The 23394-nt window shown below is 71.1% G+C and carries 19 protein-coding genes; 10 read left to right on the top strand and 9 right to left on the bottom strand.

Features of this window, described 5'->3' with window-relative positions:
- The first annotated feature begins 158 nt into the window (after window positions 1–158).
- Window positions 159–554 carry a hypothetical protein gene (locus tag AB0M95_RS38770; RefSeq protein ID WP_363776079.1) on the top strand — a complete coding sequence of 132 codons (396 nt, stop codon included), beginning with the start codon at window positions 159–161 and terminating at the stop codon, window positions 552–554.
- On the opposite strand, the gene AB0M95_RS38765 is transcribed toward AB0M95_RS38770, so the two are convergent.
- The 5 genes from AB0M95_RS38765 to AB0M95_RS38745 all read right to left on the bottom strand — a co-directional run bounded on the left by AB0M95_RS38765 (window position 464) and on the right by AB0M95_RS38745 (window position 6341).
- Window positions 464–1675 (bottom strand): aminotransferase class V-fold PLP-dependent enzyme, encoded by a 1212-nt coding sequence (locus tag AB0M95_RS38765; RefSeq protein ID WP_363776076.1) that lies wholly within the window; start codon window positions 1673–1675, stop codon window positions 464–466. The genes AB0M95_RS38770 and AB0M95_RS38765 overlap by 91 nt on opposite strands.
- The gene (locus tag AB0M95_RS38760) at window positions 1672–2472 is read right to left on the bottom strand and encodes a tryptophan 2,3-dioxygenase family protein (protein ID WP_363776073.1); all 801 of its coding nucleotides are present in this window, start codon (window positions 2470–2472) and stop codon (window positions 1672–1674) included. The genes AB0M95_RS38765 and AB0M95_RS38760 overlap by 4 nt, the downstream gene beginning before the upstream one ends.
- The gene (locus AB0M95_RS38755; protein ID WP_363776070.1) at window positions 2469–3971 is read right to left on the bottom strand and encodes a benzoate-CoA ligase family protein; all 1503 of its coding nucleotides are present in this window, start codon (window positions 3969–3971) and stop codon (window positions 2469–2471) included. The genes AB0M95_RS38760 and AB0M95_RS38755 overlap by 4 nt, the downstream gene beginning before the upstream one ends.
- A 174-nt stretch (window positions 3972–4145) precedes the next feature.
- Window positions 4146–4892, bottom strand: a complete 747-nt coding sequence (locus AB0M95_RS38750) for an alpha/beta hydrolase (RefSeq protein ID WP_363776067.1) — start codon at window positions 4890–4892, stop codon at window positions 4146–4148.
- Window positions 4893–5102: 210 nt separating this feature from the next.
- Window positions 5103–6341, bottom strand: coding sequence for a GNAT family N-acetyltransferase (locus AB0M95_RS38745; protein WP_363776064.1), 1239 nt, complete (start codon window positions 6339–6341; stop codon window positions 5103–5105).
- A 308-nt stretch (window positions 6342–6649) separates the two neighbouring features.
- Here AB0M95_RS38745 and AB0M95_RS38740 point away from each other — a divergent pair, with 308 nt between their 5' ends.
- Window positions 6650–7435, top strand: a complete 786-nt coding sequence (locus AB0M95_RS38740) for an alpha/beta fold hydrolase (protein ID WP_363776061.1) — start codon at window positions 6650–6652, stop codon at window positions 7433–7435.
- 330 nt (window positions 7436–7765) lie between these two features.
- Window positions 7766–8275, top strand: coding sequence for a hypothetical protein (locus tag AB0M95_RS38735; protein ID WP_363776059.1), 510 nt, complete (start codon window positions 7766–7768; stop codon window positions 8273–8275).
- Window positions 8276–8278: 3 nt separating this feature from the next.
- On the opposite strand, the gene AB0M95_RS38730 is transcribed toward AB0M95_RS38735, so the two are convergent.
- Both AB0M95_RS38730 and AB0M95_RS38725 read right to left on the bottom strand, forming a co-directional pair.
- Window positions 8279–9613, bottom strand: a complete 1335-nt coding sequence (locus tag AB0M95_RS38730) for a condensation domain-containing protein (RefSeq protein ID WP_363776056.1) — start codon at window positions 9611–9613, stop codon at window positions 8279–8281.
- Window positions 9613–11013 (bottom strand): FAD-binding monooxygenase, encoded by a 1401-nt coding sequence (locus AB0M95_RS38725; protein ID WP_363776053.1) that lies wholly within the window; start codon window positions 11011–11013, stop codon window positions 9613–9615. The genes AB0M95_RS38730 and AB0M95_RS38725 overlap by 1 nt, the downstream gene beginning before the upstream one ends.
- A 139-nt stretch (window positions 11014–11152) precedes the next feature.
- Between AB0M95_RS38725 and AB0M95_RS38720 the strand changes: the two genes are divergently transcribed.
- From AB0M95_RS38720 to AB0M95_RS38705, 4 genes are all read left to right on the top strand, one after another.
- A complete protein-coding gene (locus AB0M95_RS38720) occupies window positions 11153–11905 on the top strand; it encodes an SDR family oxidoreductase (protein WP_358522654.1) in 753 nt (250 codons plus the stop codon).
- Window positions 11906–12006: 101 nt separating this feature from the next.
- Window positions 12007–13182 carry an acyltransferase gene (locus AB0M95_RS38715; protein ID WP_363776050.1) on the top strand — a complete coding sequence of 392 codons (1176 nt, stop codon included), beginning with the start codon at window positions 12007–12009 and terminating at the stop codon, window positions 13180–13182.
- Window positions 13183–13195: 13 nt separating this feature from the next.
- Window positions 13196–14785 (top strand): MFS transporter, encoded by a 1590-nt coding sequence (locus AB0M95_RS38710; RefSeq protein ID WP_363776047.1) that lies wholly within the window; start codon window positions 13196–13198, stop codon window positions 14783–14785.
- Window positions 14786–14821: 36 nt separating this feature from the next.
- Window positions 14822–16060, top strand: coding sequence for a cytochrome P450 (locus AB0M95_RS38705; RefSeq protein ID WP_363776045.1), 1239 nt, complete (start codon window positions 14822–14824; stop codon window positions 16058–16060).
- A 78-nt stretch (window positions 16061–16138) separates the two neighbouring features.
- Here AB0M95_RS38705 and AB0M95_RS38700 read toward each other — a convergent pair whose 3' ends face one another.
- Window positions 16139–17113, bottom strand: a complete 975-nt coding sequence (locus AB0M95_RS38700) for an NAD-dependent epimerase/dehydratase family protein (RefSeq protein WP_363776042.1) — start codon at window positions 17111–17113, stop codon at window positions 16139–16141.
- A 213-nt stretch (window positions 17114–17326) separates the two neighbouring features.
- Here AB0M95_RS38700 and AB0M95_RS38695 point away from each other — a divergent pair, with 213 nt between their 5' ends.
- The gene (locus AB0M95_RS38695; RefSeq protein ID WP_363776039.1) at window positions 17327–18622 is read left to right on the top strand and encodes a glycosyltransferase; all 1296 of its coding nucleotides are present in this window, start codon (window positions 17327–17329) and stop codon (window positions 18620–18622) included.
- Window positions 18623–18707: 85 nt separating this feature from the next.
- Here AB0M95_RS38695 and AB0M95_RS38690 read toward each other — a convergent pair whose 3' ends face one another.
- Complete coding sequence (locus AB0M95_RS38690) at window positions 18708–20132, bottom strand: extracellular solute-binding protein (RefSeq protein WP_363776036.1); 1425 nt, start codon at window positions 20130–20132, stop codon at window positions 18708–18710.
- A 133-nt stretch (window positions 20133–20265) separates the two neighbouring features.
- On the opposite strand from AB0M95_RS38690, the gene AB0M95_RS38685 reads away from it, so the two are divergent.
- Both AB0M95_RS38685 and AB0M95_RS38680 read left to right on the top strand, forming a co-directional pair.
- Window positions 20266–21810, top strand: coding sequence for a methyltransferase domain-containing protein (locus AB0M95_RS38685; RefSeq protein WP_363776033.1), 1545 nt, complete (start codon window positions 20266–20268; stop codon window positions 21808–21810).
- Window positions 21811–23292: an FAD-dependent oxidoreductase gene (locus tag AB0M95_RS38680; protein ID WP_363776030.1), complete on the top strand. Its 1482-nt coding sequence runs from the start codon at window positions 21811–21813 to the stop codon at window positions 23290–23292.
- Window positions 23293–23394 lie beyond the last annotated feature (102 nt).

Raw genomic sequence — 23394 nt, 5'->3', positions numbered from 1 at the left:
TCCACGCCGGCCACGGCACCGGTCGCCGGGGCCTGCTCGGGGTCGTCCACGTCCACGGCGAAGGACACGTACCAGCGTCCGCACGGGTCACGGGACACGGTCACCGTGGTCGGCGACCGGGTCGCCTACGAGCACGTCAACAGCTACCCAGCCGGGCCTTGCCCGGCGGCGGCCCGATTCCGGTGTCGCGGGGCGCGTTGTTCGGCGACTTCGCCGGCGACCAGGACGTCATGACGCGCGCCATGGAAGACGTGCCGGCGCGCGGCTCCGATCCGGTGGCGCGCTTCACCGAGGCGACCGCCGAGGCGCAGAAGCTGCTGGACGAGTACAACGCGTACGCGATCGGCACGGGCTTCCGCGAACCCGGGCGGCAGCCCCGACCACAGTCTGGCCGTGGAGTCGTTCAGCGCGGCCTCGGCGGGCCGCGACTACTCGGCCGCCGATCTGGAGAAGGTGGCCCCGCTCAGGCCGCACCGCTGATCCGGGCGATGGGCCGGTTCGCGCGCATGGCGGCCAGCTCGGCCTCCAGCGCGTCCATCGCGGTGTCGAGCTGATCGTCCGACAGGTACGGCGCGGGGCCGAGCCGCAGCATGTGGCCGCGGCTGTCGGCAAGCACGCCCCGCGCGGTCAGCCCATCACGCAGCCGCGCCGCGTGCGGTGATCGAAGCGCGAGGAAACCCGCGACGCCCGCCAGCGGCGTGCCGGTGTCCCTGCTGATCAGTCCGCCGGTGTCCATGGCGTCGAAACGCGCGGTCAGCCTGGCGAGCTGGCGCTGGGAGACCAGGCGCAGCAGGTCGGGCGTCAGGCCGTGCTCGGCGAAGAAGCCGAACACGCGTGCCGCGCGGTAGTGGCTGGTCGGATCGTAGGTGGCCCCGGAGAAGGCCTGCGCACCCGGCGGATAGGCCACCGCGTCCGGCCCCGTCTCCGCGGCCAGGTCGGCGAACTCGGCGAACCAGCCGGTGATCACCGGGCGGAACCGCGCGGCATGCGGCGGGACCCGCAGGAAGCAGTTTCCCTCGCCGAGCTGGAGGTACTTGTACCCGCCGCCGACGACCCACGCGGAGGGGATCGCCGCGGCGGAGAAGGGGACGACGCCGAGCGCGTGGTAGGCGTCGACGAGCAGCTGCGCGCCCCTGCGGTCACACGCGTCCGCCAGCGTTCCGAGCTCCGGCACGATCGTGGCGGTCTCGTACATCACCGCGGAGACCAGCACGGCGGCGGTCCTGTCGTCGACCGCCTCCGCCAGCCGTGCGGACAGGGAGCCGACGGGCTCCGCGGGCACGCGCACCACCTCCAGCCCTTCCTCCGCCAGCCGGCTGAGCTGGCGGCGCAGCGTGTGGAACTCGCCGTCGGAGGTCACCAGCCTGGGCCGGTCGCCGAGCGGCAGCGAGGACAGGAAGCGGATCACCAGCTCGTGGGTGCTGGAGCCCAGGGCCAGCTCGGCGGCGGGGTCGTCGAGCACGCGCCGGAAGCCTGCCCGCACCTCCTCCGCCTTGTCCATGGCCCGAGCCCACTTGGCGTCCACGCCGAGCGCGGCGTCATGGAACGCCTCCAGCTGACCGTCGAGCGCGACGTCTGGCCAGGCCTGGTGCGAATGGCCGGTGAGCAGCAGGCGTTCTGAGACGCGGAACATCGTGTAGTGCGGCGCGAGATACGCGGCCAGGTCGCCCGTCATGCGCCACGCACCTCCCACAACACGGGGAAGGCCGGGATGGCCCAGGTGGCGCGCAGGTGGGCGGCGCCGGAGGTGCCGCCGGTGCCGCGCCTGGCCCCGATCATGCGCTGCACCATCTTGCTGTGCCGGTAGCGCCATTCCTGCAGCAGCTGGTCCAGGTCGAGCAGGCCCTGCGCGACCTGGGCAGGCACCATGTCGTCGTGGTTGACCTGCGCGAGCACCTCACGCACCGGCTGGGTGGCCTCGAAGGGCATGGCGGGATTCCTGCGCAGCACCTCGGCGGGAACGGGGTAGCCCTGCAGCGACACGTAGGAGAGGAACGAGTCGAGCAGGGACGGCCTGTTCATGGCGGCCTCGATGCGCAGCCGTTCGGCGCAGCCCTCCTCGTAGTGCTCGAGCACGATGCGGTCACGCGCTCCCAGCACTGCCTCCAGCTCGCGGAACTGCGCGGACTGCGCGCCGCTCGCGGAGCCCAGGCAGTCGCGGAAACCGGCGAACTGCGCGGGCGTCAGCGTGTCCAGGACGTCTATCTGGTCGACGGCCACCTGAAGCACGGCCACGCAACGACGCAGCGTGTGCAGCGCGGGGTCGCTGTCGCCGGCCTCGAGGCGCTCCTGCAGGCAGGTCAGCTCGTGCAGCAGCAGCTTGAACCACAGTTCGTAGACCTGGTGCACGACGATGAACATCATCTCGTCGTGCGCGCCCGAGCGCGGCCGCTGGATGTCGAGCAACCGGCCGAGCTCGAGGTAGGAGGCGTAGGTCAGGCGTGTTTCCTGAGCCAGCGCGGCGTCGTTCATGCCGCCCCCTCCAGGACTCGCCTGTCCACCTTGCCGGAGGCGGTCTGCGGCAACGCGTCCACGAACATCACATCCCTCGGATACTTGTGCGGCGCCAGCCGCGCCCGCACGTAGTCCTTCACCTCCTGCGCCGTCAGTGGTGCCCCGGCCACCACGTAGGCACGGGGCAGGACCAGCCCATCCGCGCGGTAGCCCACCACCGCGCAGTCGGCCACCGCCGGATGGCCGCGCAGGCAGTTCTCGATCTCGGCGGGCGCCACCCACACGCCACCCACCTTCAGCAGGTCGTCAACGCGGCCGTGATAGACAAAGAAACCGTCGGCGTCCCTGCTCACCAGGTCGCCCGAGCGCACGGTCTGCGGGGCCACGAACGTGGCCGCCGACTTGACCGGGTCCTGCCAATACTCCAGCGCCACCGTCTCACCCGTGATCTCCAGGCGGCCCACCTCCCCATCCGGCACCGGCCCGCCACCCTCGTCCACGACCCGCAGACGGTAGCCGGGCACCGCGGTGCCGAGGCTGCCGGCTCGGCTGCTGCCCGGGCGGTTGGACAGATAGATGTGGTACGCCTCGGAGGAGCCCAGCCCGTCGGCCACCTCGACGCCGAAGGTCTCCAGCCACCTGCGGTGCAGCTCGAGCGGAAGAGCCTCGCCCGCCGAGACGCACATGCGCACGCAGCTGAGGTCCTGGCGTGCCGCGTCCGGGTGGGCCAGCATGGCGCTCATCATGGTGGGCACGTTGACCAGGATCGTGGGCCGGTGCTCGGCGATCAGCTCGAAGATCCGCCCTGCCGTGCTCCGCTCGGGAAAGACGATCCCCGCCGCACCCACGCCGAAGGGGAACAGCGCCGCCAGGTCACGCGCGTAGCCGAAGAACAGCTTCGGCACGGGCAGCACCACGTCGTCCCGGCGCAGGCCGAGCACTCCCCTGCCGTACCCCTCGAAGCTCGCGTGCGGGCTCCTGGCGGGCAGTACGCACGCACGTGGCGCGCCTGTGCTGCCCGTGGTGAACTTCCACAGGGCCACGTCGTCAGGCGCCACAGGGACCGGGTCCAGCAGGTCGTCCTGCGCGCCCACCATCGAGCCGAAGTGCCGCTCGCCGGGCAGGAGTTCGTGTTCCGCCACGCCGTCCACCAGGAGGCCGCGCGCCCCGGCCGCGCGCAGCCCGTCGAGCGCGGCGGCGTCCGTGACGACGACACGGGGCTCGGCGTAGTCGAGGAAGTAGCGGTAGTCCTTGGGCTGGAGATAGGTGTAGATCTCGGCGGTGACCGCGCCGATGAGTTGTGCGCCGTACCACGTGGCGACGAACTCCGGGCCGTCGCTGAGACAGATCAGCACGCGGTCGCCGCGGCGAACCCCCAGGGCGCGCAGCGCGTTGCCGGTCCTGGCGGCCAGCGACCGCAGCTCCGCGTAGCTGAGCCGGCCCGATGGGGTGATGAGCGCGGTCCTGTCACCGTCGTTCCTGTCGAGGAACCGCTCCGCGATGTTCAGGGAATTCATGGGCACCTCCTTCGCTTCTCACGGTGCCTGGCGGTCCGTGGCGAAGGGAGGTGTAGAGCGGGCAGGAAGATGGGGCTCGCTGACAGGTTCGTGCCAATTTATCGACGAATGCGGGATCGGGGGTGGACGCGAGGGCCTGCTGAGATGCCGACCGCGGCCTTGAACCCGCTGTGCCTAAAGACTGATGCGTTCCGGGCGGACGTGCTCGCCGATGGCGGCCGAGACCGCGGGCCAGGCGCGGGAGAGCGGGTCGATGAGTTTGAAGTGGCCGACGTCAGGCAGTTCGACCAGCCTGGCGGCGGGATTTCGCGCGGCGTAGTGGCGGCTCATCTCGACGGGTACGACGCGGTCCTTGGCGCCGTGCACCAGCACCAGCCTGCCCTCGTTCCGCCACGGAAGTCGCATGGTGTCGACATGGCGTAACAGGCCGGTACGGCCGCCGACCAGCGCGATACCCGCTCCCCCGCCGAGGCCGTCGGCCACCGTCCGGCCCACGTCCGACAGGGCGGCCAAGGCCACGACGCCGCTGATCTTCCCGCCCGAGCAGCCATGCCAGAGCGCGAGGTGCCCACCGGCCGAGTGGCCGGCCACGACGACGGGGCCGCGGGCGGGCACCTCGGCCAGGATCGTGGCGAAGGCGGCGGTGATGTCGTCGAACGTGCCGGGATAGCCGCCGCCTTCGTGCCCGATCCGGCGGTACTCGGGAGAGCAGACGGTGTAGCCGTCGGCGGCCAAGGCGTCGGCCATGGGGCGCGTGTGGAGGCGGTCGTACTCGGCTCGCCAGAACCCGCCGTGCACGAGGATGACGACCCCGCGTTCCCCTCCCTTCAGGACGTCGATGACCTGTTCGGGGTGGGGTCCGTAGCGGATGACACGGTCGGGCGTTCTGACGTGGCGTGACAGCAGCTCGTTGTAAGGCATGGCGCGAGCCTACGGCTGCCCGGGGCCGCCGCCCATGGCTGCCGCTGGCAGGAAGGTGCTGGTGGCCGGGCATCAACCGGAAACGCGAAATCCCGTCCGATCAGCTGATCGAACGGGATCCCGTCAACTTCCTTCCCCAGAATTGATCCCCAACGTGCGATGGACCCCTGCCGTACAGCGCGTGCAGGTTCACGCTCTGGGTGCCGATGATCAGAAGAGTTCGAAGGCGTAGGGCGACTTGTGCCATCTGAACGCCGTCGAGGCCGCGGCGAGCGCCCCGTGCCGTACCTCCTTGACCAGGCCCGCCTCGACCAGCGCCGACAGCGAGGTGCCTCCCATGTAGGCCGCCCCCAGCGCGCGGACGTCGAACCACAGCTCGGGCTGCTCAGAGGTGGGCGTGCAGGTGGCCGCCTCCGGCGAGCCGGTCAGCCGCCAGGTGCCCGAGTTCTCCGGCATGAAGTCGTCGGTGACCTCGATCACGACGTCGATCGGCGTCGCGTACCTCCTGGCGGCCAGCGCCTTGGGCACGTCCACGACGCGGATCCACAGCGCGTCACACAGGTGCGCGTCGAGCTGGCGCGGCTCGCCGACCCAGTAGAACAGAGGCTCGTCGACGCTGACCGCCCAGGTCGAGGCCGAGCGAGTGAGGTCGACGGACAGCAGGAATCGCCACAGCGCACGGTACGCCTCAGGGGTGGTCGAGACCTGCTCGATCACGACGACGTCGCTGATGGGGCCGTTGGCGGTCCAGTTGCCCCTGACCCGCCACAAGGCGTAGCCGTCGATGCCGTCATCGCCCTCGTGGACCGCGACGCGCAGCGCGGAGGCGCCCTGGCGCATCGCCATCGTGTCGGCCAGCCGGAAGTCCCAGTGAGCGGCGGTGCGCTCTGACCAGCCGGGGCGGTCGGCGTACACCTGGTCGTAGACCTTGACCAGCGCGTCGCGCAGGTCGGCGACCGTCCCCTCGACGATCCTGCCGGGCTCCTCGCCCTTCGGCACGGTGACCTCGCGGGCGTTGACGTTGAGCCCGAGCCTGCGCACCGACAGGCCATAGCCGAAGCGGTGGTAGATGCGGCCCTCGCTGGCCCAGCAGAGCGTGATGGCCTCGCCGAGCGCCCGCGCGTCCTCGAAGTGCTTGCGCATCAGGCGCGTGAGGATCCCCTGGCGTCGCATGGTGGCCGACACCGCGCCCCTGCAGCCGTGCGCGGCGGGCACTACCGCGCCTGGGACGGCGATCTGGCGGGTGTTCGCGCCGAGCGTGCCGACGACGCGGCCGCCGGCGCGTACGATCAGCGAGCGGCTCGGCTCGAAGAGCGGGCGCTCTGCCTCAAGGCTCTGCGGGTCGCCGTCGATGTTGATGCCCCCGGAGAACATCGCATAGATGTCCTCCCAATCCTCATGGGTCGGAACCTCGATCGTCACTTCGTCGTTCTGGACAGCCACAGCCATGACCAAAGCCTCCGGATTGTCGATGCCTTTCGTATGGTCGCGTGGCCATCTCCCGTGCTTCACCTCCTGAGTTGCGCACCGTTCGCAGGTCACGAAAAATATCCGCAGCGACTTGGAAAATGCCGGGTTTCTGGCAAGTTCTGGGAAGTGGAGGGCGGCGCGGCGCCCGCGGCGTCTTCTGCCGTGCGATGCTCGCACCCCTCGGAAAGCACTCTCGGAGAAGACCGGGTGACCGATCTTGCGGCATCTTGGAGTGACCTGTGCCCAGGCGGCACGCCTTCAGTCAACAGAAGAGCGGAGAGACTCACATGCATGTGACGTCGGCAGACGGTACCACCGTTGCCTACGACAAGTCAGGTTCCGGTCCGGCGGTGGTGCTGGTCCAGGGCGGATTCAGCGATCGGACGCACCCGATCTGGGCAGGGCTGGCAGCCGCGCTGTCGGATGAGTTCACGGTCTACAACTACGACCGGCGGGGGCGCGGCGACAGCGGCGACAGCGAGTCGTACGAGGTGGAGCGCGAGATCGAAGACCTGGCCGCGGTGATCGAGGCGGCCGGGGGCTCGGCGGCGGTGTTCGGGGGGTCGTCGGGCGGGGCGCTGGCGCTGCGGGCGGCCGCAGCGGGGCTGCCGATCACCAAGCTGGCGGTGTATGAGCCGCCGTTCATCATCGACGACAGCAGGGCGCCGATCGCCGAGGACTTCCGCGAGCAGCTGGCCACGCTGGTGGCGGAGGGCAAGCGGGGCGAGGTCGTCGAGCGGTTCATGGTCGAGGCGGCCGAGGTGCCCGCCGAGATGGTCGGGCCGATGCGGGAGTCCCCGTTCTGGGAGGGGATGAAGGCGGTGGCGCACACGCTGGTGTACGAGGCGGCGGTGTGCGGGCCGGGCAACCGGCTGCCGGTCGAGGACCTGGAGAAGGTCGAGGCGCCGACCCTGGCCCTGGCCGGCGGCAACAGCGGCGCCTGGATGCAGTCGGCGGGCAAGGCGGTGGCGCAGACGGTGCCCAATGCGGAGTTCACCGTGCTGGACGGCCACGGCCACGACATCGCCCCTGAGGCGCTGGCGCCGCCCCTGGCCGCCTACTTCCGCGACTGATCCAGCCGGGCAACGTCAAAATGTGCCGGCCTCTAACTTTCGGCCGACGATGGATCAACGACCGAGAGGAAGTGGACGCACATGGAGATCACCTGGGACCTGGGTGAGGTCGACGAGGGCGCCGAGGAGTTCGACGTGCTCATGACGAAGTCGTACTGACCGGCGTCGTCCCCGGGCGGCCGGGACAACGGAACGGGACGTCAACGGGGCGGGCCGCCATGGAACAAGCCCCGACGTCCGTGTCGCTCCCCCGAGGAGCTCGCGCTCAGCTGGACCTCGGGCGACCAGCCGAGGCGGCTCGCGAACTCACTGGCGCCGGCGGGCCGGCGCGTGGTGCGGCCCGACCTGCGCGGCAGCAGGCTCATCGACCCCGCGGTGTCCGCGCCGCTGCCCGAGCGGTACGGCGCCGACGACGTGGACGACGAGGTGATGGTGCTGCGCGAGACCACCGTGGGTCCCGTGGTGACCGGCGGGCTCGGCTACGGTGGCCATCTGGCCTCACGTGTCGCGCCGGCGGCCCCTGAAGTGTGCGGCGCCTTCCTGCTGTGCTCGTTCCTGCGCTCGGCGGACCTGCACGAGGCCGAACACGCCCCCGTCAAGGCCTTCATGAGGACGGCGAGGTTCGCCCCCGATGACACGCTCGCGGCGGTTCCGCTCTTCGTGGCGCACGGCGACAGGGGCCCCCGCATCCCCGTGGACGCCGTCCGGGCCCATCTCCCGCGCCTGCACCCGGACTCCGAGTGGGTGGAACCGGCGGGAGAGGGCCACGGAATGCTCACCGACCAGGCGGCCAGGCAGGTGTTTCCCCGACTTTTCCGCTGGCTGGACCGCCTGGGGTGAGCCTCAGAGCTCCAGCGGGCCGTGGAGGTCGGCGGTCAGCCGCTTCAACAGCTCGCCGAAGTCCTCGACCATCCCGTCGACCGTCTGCTGGCCGTACAGGTTGGTGTTGAAGGCGAACGAGCCCACTATGTCCCCGCTGGAGTCGATCTCCAGGTGCCACATGGCGCCGTCAGGCACGTCGCCACCGTCCCACTGGGACACCTGCCTCCTGCGGAACACCGAGTACTCGAACGCGCCCGCGCTCCCGCGGTCGCCGCCGAGCGGTGACTTGAAGACCTGGAAGGCGACCACGCCGGCGTCGTCACGCATCACAGAGGTCATCAGCTCCGGCGCCACGCCGAGGATCTGCCCGAACGGCAGGTCGTGCGCGTAGGCCCCGACGCAGGCCTGCCGCGTGGACACGATCACGTCTCTGAAGGAACGGCAGGCCTCCAGCTTCACGCGGAAGGGCAGGAAGTTGAAGAACGACCCGATGGTGTCGTGGAATCGGGCCGGCCCGCGACCCGAGGAGAAGCTCGGCACGACGACGTCGCCGGTCCCCTCACGCCGGCCCACATAGACCACGTACGCGGCCAGCAGCACCATGAAGGGCGAGCTCCGCGTCTCCTTCACGATGTCCTTGACGGCCTCGGTCACCGCCTTGGGGAAGGTGAACCGCCGCCACGCCGTGGTCTTGGGCACGCCCGCGGATCGCAGGTGATCGGTCCTGGTGCCGAGCATCTGCGCGCCACTCAGGTTGTCACGCCAATATGCCAGCGACCGCTCGCCGTCGTCCTGGCCGGCGCCCGCGCGTTCCCAGTCCACGTAGTCGCGGTACTGCGGCACCTCCGGCAGGGGCGAGGGCCGGTGCCCGGTGCGCACGGCGTACCCGTACGCGAGATCCCGCATGATCAGCTGCATCGACCACTCGTCGACGGCGGTGTGGTGGGCGATCAGTCCCAGGACCGCGTCTTCGTCGTCGAAGCGGCCGAGCACCGCGCGGATCAGCGGCAGCTCCTTGATGGGGAACGGCTCCGCCTCCGCGTCCGTGAGCAGCTGCTCCGCGCGCCTGTCCCGGTCATCGCCCGGCAGCTCGTGCACGGTCAGCCGGACCCGGCTCGGCGGATGGACGACCTGGTGGCCGTCGCCGCTCCGGAAGATCTCGGTGCGCAGCGCCTCGTGCCGCGCCACCACCTCGTCCAGCGCCTCCTGCAGCACGGCGGGGTCGACGGGCCCGGCCAGGCGCCAGCCGCAGACGATGATGTAGCGGGGGCCGAACGGACCCGACTCGTCGCCCTGGTCGAAGGCGCGCAGGAACCCCTGGTTCCACGAGAGCGGAAACAGCTCTGTGACGTTCACTATTTCTCACTCCTCGCCAGGGGCTTGGACTGGGCCGCGCGCCGCGGCGACTGCGCGGGCGTGCCGACCCATGGCAGCGCGTTCCACAGGATGCGGGCGAGCATGGGCGGCCGCATGAGCGCCTCCGGCCCGTCGACGAGCCCCGCGCCGCGCATGTAGGCCGCGGCCACCTCAGGATCCTTGGTGGCCGCCTGCTGCACGAGACCGAGGAAGGTCTGGGCCACGCGGACCTTGGTGCTGCGCTCGCCCTCCACGCCCGGGAAGCCCATGTCGACCGTGTGCGTCATCTCCCACGGCTGGTCGATGACGTTGCGCGCCAGATCGCCGAAATACTGGAAGGGGTCCGGCAGCGCGCCGGTGTGCAGGTGCTGGCGGATGACCAGGGCGGCGAGCGCGGCCACGGTCATGCCCTGCGCGTAGACCGGGTTGAAGCAGCACAACGCGTCGCCGGTCACCAGCAGGCCGTCGGGGAAGCGTGTCAGCTTCTCGTAGCGGCGCCGCAGCGTCGTCGGGAAGCGGAAGGCGACAGGCTCGTCCAACGGCACCGCGTTCTGGACCGCCTCGTAGATGTCAGGGACGGCGAGCGACTTCAGCCACGCGTACAGCCCTTCCTGATCGGTGGGCGGATGGTCGCCGAGGATGCCGTAGGTGGTCAGCTCGACGCGGTCGCCGTCGGTCTTGGTGAAGATGGCGCCGCGCGGCAGGTCCTTGTTGGCGACCGGGTTGATCGACAGGTCGCCGTGGTAGGGGTCGGCGGTCAGCCTGTAGTGCTGCGTGACGTACCCCAGGCCGATCTTCGTCCGCTCCTCCTCGACCTGCGGATAGCCCTGGGCCTCCAGCCAGACCGGCGTGCGGGAGCCGCGTCCCGTGGCGTCGACCACCAGGTCGGCGGCGATGACCTGCGCACCGCCCTCGCCGTCGAGCGGCTGCACCTTGGCGCCGATGACCCGGCTCCCGTCAGGGGTGAACTCCAGGCCGAGGATGTCGTGGCGTTCGGCGAAGACCACGCCCGGCAGGACCCTGGTTCTCTCTCTGATGTGGTGTTCCAGCTTGGGGCGGCTGGCCGCCACGCACACCAGGCCTGCGTGGTGGCGCTGGAGCGGCTTGCCGTTGAAGTACCAGCGGACGTCACCGGCCAGGTCGCCGGTCGGCACGCCGTCGGCGAACAGTCCCTCGGTGATCCCCGGGTACAGTTCCTCCATGGCCTGCTGGCCGCGGGCCAGCAGGCCGTTGATGTGCCGGCTCTGCGGGCATCCGCGCCGCGGGCCTTGCACACCGATCAGCTCGTCTCGGTCGACGATGACCACCTCGTCGTAGGCGTCGGAGAGCACTCTGGCGGCGAAGAGCCCCGCGAGACTGCCGCCGAGCACCACCGCACGGGTCTTTGACTCATCACCCATTGGATCGCCTCCTGCGCGCTTTAGCGTTCACCACAGGGTCACATCGGAGAAGATGCGTAACATCTTCTGAATTGCTGGCCGCGCGCGACAGCGCAATTCTTCAGAAATTCCGCGCGGGGCGGCATGTGATTCTGAACCCATGAACGAGTTCTCCGACAAAGCGGTTCTCATCACCGGCGGCGGCAGTGGCATGGGGCTGGCCACCGCACAGCGGCTCCTTTCCGAGGGCGCGCGGGTCGTGCTCGCGGGACGCAGCCCCGAGCGCCTGGACAAGGCGGTGCGCGAGCTCGACGCGGGCGACCGCGTGCTCGCCGTGCCCACCGACGTGTCGCGCCCGGCCGAGGTCGGCGCGCTGGTCTCGCGCGTCGAGGAGGGCTTCGGCAGGCTCGACGGCGTGTTCGCCAACGCGGGCGTGGCCGGCTTCTCGCGCAGCGGCGACGTCACCGAGGAGGCCTTCGACGACATCGTCGCCACCAACCTCAAGGGCGTCTACTTCACCATCCAGCAGGCGGTGCGGCTGATGACCGGCGGCGGCTCCGTCGTCGTCAACGGCTCCTGGCTGACCCACCGCGGCCTGGCCTTCACCTCGGTGTACGCGGCCAGCAAGGCCGGCGTGATCAACCTGATCCGGACGCTGGCGGCCGACCTGGCGCCCAGCGGCATCCGGATCAACGCCATCAGCCCCGGCTACATCGTCACCGAGATGTTCGAGGGCATCGCCCAGACCCCCGAGGCGCAGGAGGCCTGCCGGGCGCAGGTGGCGCTCGGGCGGCTCGGCACCGCCGAGGACGTGGCGGACGCGGCGGCGTTCCTGCTCTCGCCGCGCTCGTCGTACATCACCGGCCAGGAACTCCGGGTGGACGGCGGGCTCACCACCTCCGTGCCCCTCTGATCCGGCGGCCTGCTCATTCGAAGTCCGCACGTGGCGAGATGCGGCGGGCAGATGGCCGCACAAAAGATGGAGCAGGGCATTCTGAGAGAAAGGAGCCCATCGTGACCTCCACACCCCCTGCCGTGCGCGGAGATCTGCCCGCACTAACGGGAATGCGCATCATCGCCGCGTTACTGGTCTTCCTGAGTCACGTCATCTTCCCCTTCACGCAGGGGAACCAGAATATGGCCACCCCGTACGCGGACGACGGCATCACCCAGAAGCTGATATGGCTGCTATATCCCGGCGGTTCCATCGGAGTGTCGTTCTTCTTCATCCTGAGCGGCTTCGTGATCACGTGGGCGGCCAAGCCGGGTGACCGGATCGGCGCCTACTACCGGCGCCGCGTCGTGAAGATCATGCCGAACCACGTGGTGACGTGGGCGCTTGCCATGCTGCTGTTCGCCGGCTCGTACACGCTTCTGTGGGGCCTGCCGAACCTGCTGCTGCTCAACGTCTTCGTCAACGACAACGCCATCTGGGGCGGCGCGAACATGCCGGCCTGGTCGCTGAGCGCGGAGATGCTGTTCTACCTGCTCTTCCCCGCGCTGATCATCCCGATCAGGAAGATCGCCGACAACCGGCTGTGGCTGTGGGCGGGGCTGGCCTTCGCCGGCATGGCCCTCATGTGCCTGGTCACGCTGACGCTGCTGCCCGACGCGCCCAAGTACCCGGGCGAGGCGCTGTCGCTGCCGCAGTTCTGGTTCATCTACCTGTTCCCGCCCGTGCGGCTGTTCGAGTTCGTGCTCGGCATGATCCTGGCCAGGATCATCGCCGCGGGCAGGTGGCCGCGCATCGGGGTTCTCCCCGTGATGGCGCTGATGGTGATCGCGTACGCGGCCACGCTGTACGTCCCCTGGCCCTACAGCGTCTCCCTGGTGACCGCCATCCCCTTCGCGCTGGCCATCGGCACCTTCGCCAAGGCCAACCTGGAGGGCAGGAAGACGTTCTTCGGCACCAGGCCGATGGTCTGGCTGGGACAGATCTCCTTCGGCTTCTACCTGACACAGTCCATCGTCCTGTACTGGCTGCGCGAGGCGGTGCTCGGCAAGGCCGAGTACGGGCCCGTGGGCGGCACGTTACTCGTGATCGCGCTCGCCGGCGTCACCGTCGTGACAGGCTGGCTGCTCTACACCTTGGTGGAGCGCCCGGCCATGAAGTACTGGAGCAGATCCCGCAAGCCTCCGGTCCAGCCGGAACCCGCCGAGCAGGCGCCCACGGGCGCGCTGACCAACTGAGGAAGGGACCTAGATGGACGTGAACGCACCGGCGAAGGCCGGCACCCGCGATTGGCTGGCACTGGCCATCCTGGCCCTGCCGACGCTGCTGCTCTCGATCGACATGAGCGTGCTCTACCTGGCGCTCCCCCACCTCAGCTCGGATCTGGGGGCCTCGCTGACCCAGCAGCTCTGGATCACCGACATCTACGGCTTCGTCATCGGCGGCCTCCTGGTCACCATGGGCCGGCTCGGTGACCTGATCGGGCGGCGCAAGCTGCTGCTCATCGGCGCCGCCGCCTTCACCGCCGCGTCGGTGCTGGCCGCCTACTCCTCCAGCGCCGAGATGCTCATCTTCTCCCGCGCGCTGCTCGGCGTCGCCGGCTCGACGATCATGCCGTCGACGATGTCACTGATCGCCACCATCTTCAAGAACCCCGCGCAGATGGGCACCGCCATCTCGGTCTGGATGGCCTGCTTCATGGGCGGCGTCGCGCTCGGCCCCGTGGTCGGCGGCGTGATGCTGGAGAACTTCTGGTGGGGCTCGGTGTTCCTGCTGGCCGTGCCGGTCATGGTGCTGCTGCTCGCGACCGGGCCCGCGCTGCTGCCCGAGCACCGCGACCCCGAGGGCGGCCGGCTCGACCTGCCCAGCGTGGCGCTGTCGCTGGCGGCCATCCTGCCCTTCGTCTACGGGCTGAAGGAGCTGGCCAAGCACGGCTGGCAGCTCTGGTACGCCGTCGCCATCGTGGTGGGCCTCGCCTTCGCCCTGGCGTTCGTGCGGCGGCAGCGCAGGCTGGACTCGCCGCTGCTGGACCTGAAGCTGTTCAAGCTGCCGGTCTTCCGGGCCGCGGTGTCGATCATGGTTCTCGGCGGCATCGTCAACGGCAGCTTCTTCCTGGTCAGCATGTTCCTGCAGACCGTGGTCGGCCTGTCGCCGCTGCAGACGGGCCTGTGGGTGTTGCCCTCGACCGCGGCCACCATCGCCAGCGTGCTGCTGGCCCCCGTGATCGCGCGCAAGCTGCGCCCCGGGTACGTCATCACGGCGGGCCTGGTCGTCGTGGCGGCCGGCTACTTCGTGCTGAGCCAGATCGACGTCACCTCCGGCGTGGGCATCGTGCTGACCGGCATGATCATCGGCTCGCTCGGCGCGGGGCCGATGAGCGCGCTCGGCAACGCGTTGATCTTCGGCTCCGTCCCGCCCGAGCGGGCGGGCTCGGCCTCCGCGGTCTCCGAGACCGGCGGCGAGCTGGGCATCGCGCTCGGCGTGGCCGCGCTGGGCAGCGTCGGCACCGCCGTCTACAGCGTGCAGATCGCCGGCACGCTGCCCCCGTCCGTGCCACCCGCCCTCGCGGACACCGCGAGCGAGGGCATCACGGGCGCGATCAACGCGGCCCAGCAGGTGGCCGCGCCCGTGGCCGCCGAGCTGCTCGCCGCCGGGCGCGAGGCCTTCACCACGGCGGTCAACGCCGCCACCGGCGTCAGCGCGGTGCTGGCCCTGTGCCTGGCCGCCGTCGCGCTGATCACGCTCAGGAAGGTGCCGCCGGCTTCCGAGCAGGCCATGGGGGAGGCGCCCGAGGAGCCTTCCGCGGACGCCGCCGAGGAGCCCGCGTCGGCCAAAACCTGACACCATCCAAATCGCTGAGTTCTATGGGAGACCACCGTGGAAAGACGCTGCCCCGTTCTCGACACCACCGGCCGTGACATCCATGCGGAAACCGACTTCCTGCGCTCTCAGGGCCACGCCGTCCAGGTGGAGCTCCCCGGTGGGGTGCTCGCCTGGTCGGTCAACACCCACGAGGCGGTCAGGCAGCTGCTCGCCGAGCCCAACGTCACCAAGAGCGCGCGCAACCACTGGCCCGCGTTCATCAACGGCGAGATCCCGCCCGACTGGGAGATGATCAGCTGGATCGCCATGGACAACATGGTCACCGCGTACGGCAATAACCACGTCCGGCTGCGCCGGCTGGTCGGCAAGGCCTTCACGCCGCGCAGGACCGAGGCGATCAAGCCGCGCATCACGGCGCTGACGAACCAGCTCCTGGACGCGCTGGCGGCGACGGAGCCCGGCGAGGTGGTCGACCTGCGGGAGCGGTTCGCCTATCCGCTGCCGGCCATGCTGGTCGCGGACCTGATCGGCATGTCGGAGGAGGCCCGGGCGGCCACCGCCAAGGTCATCGACATGATGGTGGACACCACGGTCACGCCGGAGCAGGCGCAGGCGATCCTGTCCGGCTGGCGCGGCGCCATGGCCGAGCTGATCGCGGAGAAGCGGCAGAACCCGGGCGAGGACATCACCACCGACCTGGTGACCGCGCGCGACACCGACGGCTCGCGGCTGTCGGAGGTCGAGCTCACCGACACGATCTTCGCGATCCTCGGCGCGGGCTCGGAGACCACGATCAACTTCTTCGACAACGCGATCACCGCGCTGCTCTCCAACCCCGAGCAGTTCGACCTGGTCAAGTCGGGCCAGTTCACCTGGGACGACGTGATCGACGAGGTCCTGCGGGTGGAGTCACCGCTGGCGCACCTGCCGCTGCGGTACGCCGTCACGGACATCCACCTCGACGGCGTCACCATCCCCCAGGGCGACCCGATCCTGATCAACTACGCCGCGGTGGGCCGCGACCCGGCCCTGCACGGCGCGGACGCGGGCACCTTCGACCTCACCCGGCCGAACAAGGAGCACCTGTCGTTCGGGTACGGCCCGCACTACTGCCTCGGCGTCTCCATCGCCAGGGCGGTCGCCACGATCGGGCTGTCGTCGCTGTTCGAGCGGTTCCCCGAGCTCAGCCTGGCGGTGGACAAGCAGGACCTGGCGCCGCTGCCGACGTTCATCATGAACGGGCACCGGGCGCTTCCCGTGCGCCTGACCGCCCCGGTTCCCGCGGCGGCCTAGACACATGAAGAGCCTCCGCACCGTCCGGGTGCGGAGGCTCTGTCATGCGGTCGGCGTCACGCGGTCGGCGTCATGCGGTCAGCTCGCGGCGGCCACGGGGACGCCGGAGTCGGGGACGGCCAGCCACCACGGGTTCGCCCTGGCCCACTCAATGGTCCGCGCGATGCCCTCGGCCAACGGGGTCGTCGCCTCCCACCCCAGCAGCCTGCGCGCCTTGGTGCTGTCGGGCACGCGCCGTGGCACGTCCTCGTAGGCGGGCCCCAGGGCGGCGCGCGCGTCCACCTCGACGGTCCTGGCCCCGGTCAGCGCCGCGACCGTGGTGATCGCCTCGCGCACGGTGCTCTCGGTCATGCTGCCCAGGTTGAACACCTCGCCGGCGCCGCCCCTGTCGGCGACCAGCAGCGTGCCGGCCACCGCGTCCGCCACGTACGTGAAGCACCGGGTCTGCCGGCCGCCGTCGTAGACCGCGAGCGGCTGCCCGTTGAGCGCCCGGTGCACGGTGCGGCTCATGACGAAGGCGGGCCGCTGGCCGGGGCCGTAGGCGTTGAAGTAGCGCACGATCGCCGCGTCCAGCCCGTGTTGCCGGCAGAACGCCAGCGTGAGGTGCTCGGACATCGCCTTGGCCGAGGAGTAGGTCCAGCGGTCGGCGGCGGTGGAGCCGAGCACCCGGTCGGCGTCCTCCGCCCACGGCACGGCGGGGTTCTTGCCGAACACCTCGCTGGTGCTGGCGACCACCACGCGCGCGCCGGCCGCGACGGCCCGCTCCAGCACGTTCCTGGTGCCCTGGAAGTTGACGTCGATCACATCGAGGGGGCGGGCCAGGTAGCGGTCCACCCCGACCTCGGCGGCCAGGTGGTAGACGACGTCCGCCCCCGGGCCGATGGCCTCGGCCAGCCGCGCCTCGTCGCGGATGTCGCCGGTGACCGTGCGCACCAGCGGGTCAGGCTCGCGGTCGAAGACCGTCACCTCGTCGCCGCGGGCGAGCAGCGCCCGCACCAGATGCCTGCCGATGAAGCCGGAGCCGCCGGTCACGACCGCGCGTGCGCCCGCCATGTCAGCCCGTCCTCGAATGGTCGGCGGAAAAACACATGAGACTCTCCCTCGGAGAAATGGCGTGGATGAACAAAAGGACAACGCGTTCCGCCGCCGTCCCGCATCTCCTGCATTGCCGGAAACCGGCACGTCAGGAGATGCATTGCCAATTCCGGCGATTGATGCTGGTTAGGGGAATTTCACTCCATCGAGGAGTTCGCGAGGGAGCGCTAGATGCGAATCATGCTCACTGTGTGGCCTCAGACGTGCCACCTCTACCCCGCCGTGCCGTACGCGCAGGCGCTGCAGCTCGCCGGGCACGAGGTCGTCGTGGCCTGCCCGCCCGGCGCGGCCGACGACATCGTGGCGGCGGGCCTGACGGCCGTCACGTGCGGCGAGCCCGACACCGGCGGGTGGGTCCGCGACGACCTGCCGCCCGACCCGGAGGAGATGGAGCGCCTGGCCACGGCCCTGCAGGTGACGCAGGACGAGCGCGACACCTGGGACGTGTTCTTCCAGTACTACCTCATGGGGGTCAGGTTCCAGCTCCCGTCCGTGCCGAGCGCGCAGAACAAGGCGCTGGTCGAGTTCGCCCGCACGTGGCGGCCGGACCTGGTGCTGTGGGACCCGTGGTTCCCCGCCGGCGCCGTGGCGGCCAGGGTGGCAGGCGCCGCACACGGCCGGATCCTGATGGCGCCCGACTACAGCGGCTGGGCCGTCGAGCTGTACGCCAGGCAGGCCACGCCGCCCGTGGACCCGCTGGCGAGGGCGATACGCCCGCTGGCCGAGCACTACGGCGTCGAAGTGGACAGCGAGCTGCTGGTCGGCCAGTTCACCATCGACCCGATGCCGCGCGAGATGCGCCTGTCGCGCGACCTGGCCGCGGTGCCCGTGCGCTGGAGCCCGTACAACGGCGGCGGCGTCAAGCCCTCCTGGCTGCACGACAAGCCGCGCCGCCCGCGCGTGGCCCTGTCGGTCGGGCTGTCCACCAGGACGTACCACAAGGGCGAGTGGCGCGCGCCGAAGATCTTCGAGGCCGTCGCCGACCTGGATGTCGAGCTGGTCGCCACGCTCAACGCCGACCAGCTCGAAGGCATCTCCTCGATCCCCTCCAACGTCCGCACCGTGGACTACGTCCCGCTGCTGCAGCTGCTGCCGACCTGCTCGGCCAGCATCAACCACGGCTCCAGCGGCACGTTCTGGGCCTCGGTCGCCGCCGGGGTGCCGCAGCTCGTCGGCGACACGGACGAGCCGCAGCGCGTCATCGTGGTCGAAGGAGAGAACAGCAAGATGGCCGAGCGGAACATCCTGTCCAAGTTGGCGATCGCCTACCTGGAGTCGCGCAACGCCGGGCTCCGCCTCGACCACCAGAAGCAGTCGGTCGAGGAGATCAGGGCCGCGATCGTCGCGGCGCTGGAGGACCCCCGCTACCGCGACGGCGCCGCCGCCGTGCACCAGGAGTGGCTGGACCGGCCGGGCCCCGCCGACATCGTGCCCGTCCTGGAGAAGCTCACCGCGATGCACCGCTGACCAGGCCGCGCCTGCAGCCGCATCGACAAGGGGGCCGCGGACCTTCATCAGGTCCGCGGCCCCCTTCGCGCTGCTCCGGCGGGTGTCAGCGGTGGAGCTTGACCACGGCCTCCATGTCGGCGGCCGAGTAGTCGCGCCCGGCCCGCATCTCTTTGAAGGCCTCCACGCTGAGGCTGGTCGGCGGGCTGTTCCGCGGGTCGCGGAACCCGGACGACAGCGCGTAGGCGTTGTAGGCGTCGAGGAGCTCCTGCGCCTCCACGGTGGCGAACGCCATGCGCTCGGCCGGGTCGGCGCCGTTGAGCACGTCGCCGATCGCCCTGGTCATCACGTCCTGGTTGCCGGCGAAGTCGCCGAACAGCGCGCCCTCGGAGGCCGGGACGCCGCTCTGGCCCGTCGGGAAGCGCATGACGTGGTCGTAGGCCAGCCGGTGGTGCGGGTTGGCGGCGTACCAGCCCTCCTCCTCCAGCAGGTCGTGCGCGGAGTGGGTGAGCGGCAGGAAGCTGTTGGCCTTGTGGCGCTCGGCCGCCCTGCGCGGGCTGTGCAGGTACATGAGGAACGCCAGCGCGCCCTCCTGCGTCGCCTCGTCCAGCCCCTCGGCCATCCAGAGCGCGGTGCCGGCGATGGCGTTGCCGACGTACGGCACGCTCGCGTCGTATGGGAAGATGCCCACCTCGATGTCGAAGCCGTTGTCCTCCGCGGCCCTGAACATGTAGTTGACGTCGTTGGAGGAGGAGATCCTGATCGCCACGTCCTGGTCGGCGAAGGTCTTCAGCGTGCCCGCCCAGTCGGGGATCTTGCCGGTGTAGTGGTAGTGGCCGTTCCTGTGCAGCCCGCGCCACCACTCCACCCAGCGCAGCATCTCCGGCGAGGCCAGGTCGGCGACCGTGGCCCGCCCCAGCCGGCCGTTGTCCCTGTTCACGAGCAGGCCGCCCTGCGTGGCCAGCGCCTGCTGGATGAACGTGCCGTGGTTGGACCACGTGATGGCGTGGGAGGGGCCGTCACGCAGCGCCGCCACCCTGGCGCACACCTCCTCCACCTCCTGCCAGGTGCGCGGCATGCTCTCCACGCCCGCGCGCCGCAGCAGGTCGGTGTTGCCGTACAGCAGGCTCGTGGTGCCCACGGTCGGCATGCACGTCAGGTCGCCGTCGAGGGTGTAGTAGTCGCGCAGCGGAGGGATGATGTCGTCGAGCACGACCGGCTCGCCCAGCACCTCGGTGCGCCCGCCGACGGCCTTCTCCACCGAGGTGAACAGCGGGCGGCCGTCCTGCCGGCGCGAGTCGCGCGCCACCTGCGTCATGTAGAAGTAGTACTCCGACAGAGCCGGGACGTGGCCTTCCGCGGCGGCCTCCGCGACCTGCCTGGGAAGCTGCCAGAAATCCTTGCCGTGCACCACCACCTGGTACTCGGGGTGCAGTCTCTCGAAATCGGCGGCCTGCTGATACCACCGATCCATCCAGCCGGGAAACGTCAGGTCGGGGACCCATACTTCGATCGGAATCCTGTTCTTCATGAGCCCATGGTTTATCCGTCTTTTTCCCGCCGCATCTCCGCTATTGCGCTGGGTCCTTTCCCGCACGCACGGAGATGACCGGGCGGCCGGGCCGGTGTGATGCTGAGAGGCGTTTCGCGCGAAGGGAATTAACATGAGCGTTGACACCACGTACGCGCCAGCAATTCTTCTCGAGGGGTTCACGGGCGCGGCGCCCGACGGGCTCGACGCGGCCTACGCGCGGCTCGTCGGCGCGCTCTGGTCGCCCGGCACCGCGCAGGACCAGACGCTGTGGGACGGCGGCACGCTCACCGAGCGCGCGCCGTCGGCGATCCCCGAGCTCATCGGCGCGCTGGACGGGCTCGACGACGCGCGCGCCGGTCGGCTGCTGATCCTGCTGGGCCTGATCGCCGAGGCGGGGCAGACCGAGGCCGTGCGTGCCGGCCTCGACCGCTACCTGGCCCTGGCCGACGGCGCCGGCCCCGAGCTCGGCCAGGCCCTGGCCTACCTGCTCGCGCATTTCCCGCACGACCGCGACAGGGTGCTCGGCGTCGCCGGCCGGCTCGGCCTGGACTCCGGCGACCGGTCCCGGCTCGACCGCTGCCTGACCCTCATGGACGAGCGGCGGACCGGCCTCGGCCGGGTCTGGCCCGCCCCCGAGATCTGGCGGCTCACCGACGAGGAGCGCGCCTTCGACCGGGCGTGGATCGGCGCGCTCAGCCAGGAGCAGGCCGAGGTCAACTGGCGCAACGACAGCCGGACCGTGTGGGGCTACATGGGGCTGAAGGCGTACTGGTCGATCCGGCGCGGCCCGGTGGTCGACGTGCCCGGCCCGCAGGCGCCGCCCGAGTCGGACGCGACGGGCGCCGACCCGCGCCTCGGCCTGTTCGCGCGGCACCTGTCCGCGCTGGTCTGCCCGTCCTGCCGGGGCCCGCTCGACAACAGCGGCGCCGCCGTGCGCTGCCCGGCCTGCGCGGTCGCCTACCCGGCCTCCCGCGGCATCCTCGACCTCACCAGGGCCGTGCGGGACGACGCCGACGAGGCCACCGCCGACCTGCTCAAGAGCCTGGCCGAGATGCCCAGCATGGGCCTGTACTACGAGGCGCTGCTGCGTCCCGAATTCCTGCGCGTGGCGGGGGGCAACTGGGGCGGCGCGGTCACGCTCGCCGACGAGGACGCCTACATCGCGCGCAGCGTGCGCCCCGTGGACGGCCCCGTGCTCGACCTCGGGGCGGGCGCCGGCCGCTGGACCTCCGTCATCGCCGCGACCGTCGGCACCGACCGGCTGCTGGCCCTCGACCTGGGCCTGCCCATGCTCAACGTGCTGCGCCGCCGTGTGCCCAACGTGCCCGCGGTGCGCGCGAGCGCGCTGGACATCCCGCTGGCCGACGCCAGCATGGGCGCCGTGGTCTGCTGGAACGCGCTGCAGGCCGTCCCCGACGAGGCGGCCACCGCCATCGCCGAGGTGGGGCGCGTGCTGAGGCCGGGCGGCACGTTCACGCTGATGACGTTCGTGTGGGACGAGGACCCCGTCTGCCGCCACTTCCAGGCCGCGCACTACTTCCCGAGCCGGCCGGCCGGGATGCTGCTGTTCGAGCGGGAGGAGCTGGACCGCTGGCTCGCCGACGCGGGCATGGTGGTGCTGGAGAGCTCGGGCCCCGAGTCGTTCGCCTTCATCACCGCGCGGCGGGTGAGCTGAATGGCCGTCACGGAGTCGGGAGAGCCCGGCGTGCTCCTGCCCAAGCCGGGAGGGGCCGGCACGCCCGTCGCCGGGCCGGGGCCGTCCAGCCTGCTCATCGCCGGGCCAGGGCAGCCCGGCTACGAGGCGGCGACCGCGGTGTTCGCGCTGGGCGCGGTGCCGAAGCCGGCCTCCGCCGCCGTGGTGCGCACGGTCGAGGAGGTGCGGGAGGCCGTCGGCTTCGCGCGCCGCTCGGGCCTGCCCGTCCGGGTGCACACCACCGGCCACTGGGCCGAGGCGGCCCGTCCCGTGCGCGGCGGGCTGCTGCTGCGGACGGAGATGAGCGGCCGCGTCGAGATCGACCCCGAACGGCGGGTGGCCCGCGTGCCCGCGGGGACCCGCTGGGGCGCGGTGGTCAAGGCCGCCGCCGAACACGGCCTGTCGGTCGCGCACGGCTCGTCGCCGACGGTCGGCGTGGTCGGGTACCTCCTCGGGGGCGGGCTCAGCTTCTACGGCCGGCGCACCGGGCTCGCGGCCAACAGCGTGCGCGCGGTGGAACTCGTCACGGCGGACGGCGAGCTCCGCAGGGCGTCGGGCACGGGCGCGGTCTTCGGCGCGGACACCGGGGCCGGCGGGGACGGCGAGCTGCTGTGGGCGCTGCGCGGCGGCGGGGGCGGCTTCGGAGTCGTCAGCGCTGTGGAGGTCGCCCTGTTCCCGGTGGCGAAGGTGGTCACCGGGGCGGCGTGCTGGCCCGCCGTCCACGCGCCCGAGCTGTTGCGGGCCTGGCGCGAGTGGACGCTGACCGCGCCGCGCGAGGCGACGACCAGCGTGCGCGTCCTCAACCTGCCCGACCTGCCGGACGTGCCGCCCATGCTGTCGGCGGGCCCCGTCCTGTTCGTGGACGGCGCCGTGCTGGCCGGGACGGACGACGACGTGGCGGCCGCACAGGCGCGGGCCGGCGAGCTCCTGGGCCCGCTGCGCGGCATCGCGCCGCCGGTGCTCGACACGTGGCAGACGACCGGTCCCGCGGGGCTCCTGGACACGCACATGGACCCGTCCGACCCCGTCGAGGTCATCGGCGACCACCTGCTGCTGAACGAGCTCGGGGAGGCGGGCATCGACGCGCTGCTGGAGGTCATCGGCGCGGGCTCGCGCTCCCCGCTGATCGCCGCCGGCCTGCGCCAGCTCGGGGGCGCCTACGCCGACCCCGACCCCACCGGCGGCGCCCTGAACCACCTGACGGCCCGCTACGGCTACTCGGGCGGCGGCGTCCCCGGGCTGTCGGGCACGCGGGAGGACATCCTCGCCCGGCTCCCCGTGGTCAGGTCCGCCCTCACCCCCTGGGACGCCGGCACGACCGCGCCCACGTTCGTGGAGCGCTTCGACCAGCCCCAGGGACACCTGGACGCGGCCACGGTGGCCGCCGTGGACGCGGTGCGCGCCCGCGTGGACCCGGACGGCCTGTTCCGCGACGACATCATGCCGGGCGCCACCCGGAGGTAGCCCGGACGCCGCAGCGGCCCGCCACGACGTCGTGGCGGGACGCTCAGCGCCTGGTCGGCCCTGCTGAGGCGGAGATCGCCGCGGCCCGAATCACCTGGGCCC

This window comes from Sphaerisporangium sp. NPDC051017 (genome assembly GCF_040683095.1).
Taxonomy (GTDB): Bacteria; Actinomycetota; Actinomycetes; order Streptosporangiales; family Streptosporangiaceae; genus Sphaerisporangium.
The sequence above is the reverse complement of the archived record's forward strand: the minus strand, read 5'-3'. Positions and strand labels throughout refer to the sequence as shown.

Coding starts and splice junctions, on each gene's coding strand:
- AB0M95_RS38765 (WP_363776076.1), bottom strand. CDS start 1,675: ATGACGGGCGACCTGGCCGCGTATCTCGCGCCGCACTACACGATGTTC.
- AB0M95_RS38760 (WP_363776073.1), bottom strand. CDS start 2,472: ATGAACGACGCCGCGCTGGCTCAGGAAACACGCCTGACCTACGCCTCC.
- AB0M95_RS38755 (WP_363776070.1), bottom strand. CDS start 3,971: ATGAATTCCCTGAACATCGCGGAGCGGTTCCTCGACAGGAACGACGGT.
- AB0M95_RS38750 (WP_363776067.1), bottom strand. CDS start 4,892: ATGCCTTACAACGAGCTGCTGTCACGCCACGTCAGAACGCCCGACCGT.
- AB0M95_RS38745 (WP_363776064.1), bottom strand. CDS start 6,341: ATGGCTGTGGCTGTCCAGAACGACGAAGTGACGATCGAGGTTCCGACC.
- AB0M95_RS38740 (WP_363776061.1), top strand. CDS start 6,650: ATGCATGTGACGTCGGCAGACGGTACCACCGTTGCCTACGACAAGTCA.
- AB0M95_RS38725 (WP_363776053.1), bottom strand. CDS start 11,013: ATGGGTGATGAGTCAAAGACCCGTGCGGTGGTGCTCGGCGGCAGTCTC.
- AB0M95_RS38720 (WP_358522654.1), top strand. CDS start 11,153: ATGAACGAGTTCTCCGACAAAGCGGTTCTCATCACCGGCGGCGGCAGT.
- AB0M95_RS38710 (WP_363776047.1), top strand. CDS start 13,196: ATGGACGTGAACGCACCGGCGAAGGCCGGCACCCGCGATTGGCTGGCA.
- AB0M95_RS38700 (WP_363776042.1), bottom strand. CDS start 17,113: ATGGCGGGCGCACGCGCGGTCGTGACCGGCGGCTCCGGCTTCATCGGC.
- AB0M95_RS38695 (WP_363776039.1), top strand. CDS start 17,327: ATGCGAATCATGCTCACTGTGTGGCCTCAGACGTGCCACCTCTACCCC.
- AB0M95_RS38690 (WP_363776036.1), bottom strand. CDS start 20,132: ATGAAGAACAGGATTCCGATCGAAGTATGGGTCCCCGACCTGACGTTT.
- AB0M95_RS38685 (WP_363776033.1), top strand. CDS start 20,266: ATGAGCGTTGACACCACGTACGCGCCAGCAATTCTTCTCGAGGGGTTC.
- AB0M95_RS38680 (WP_363776030.1), top strand. CDS start 21,811: ATGGCCGTCACGGAGTCGGGAGAGCCCGGCGTGCTCCTGCCCAAGCCG.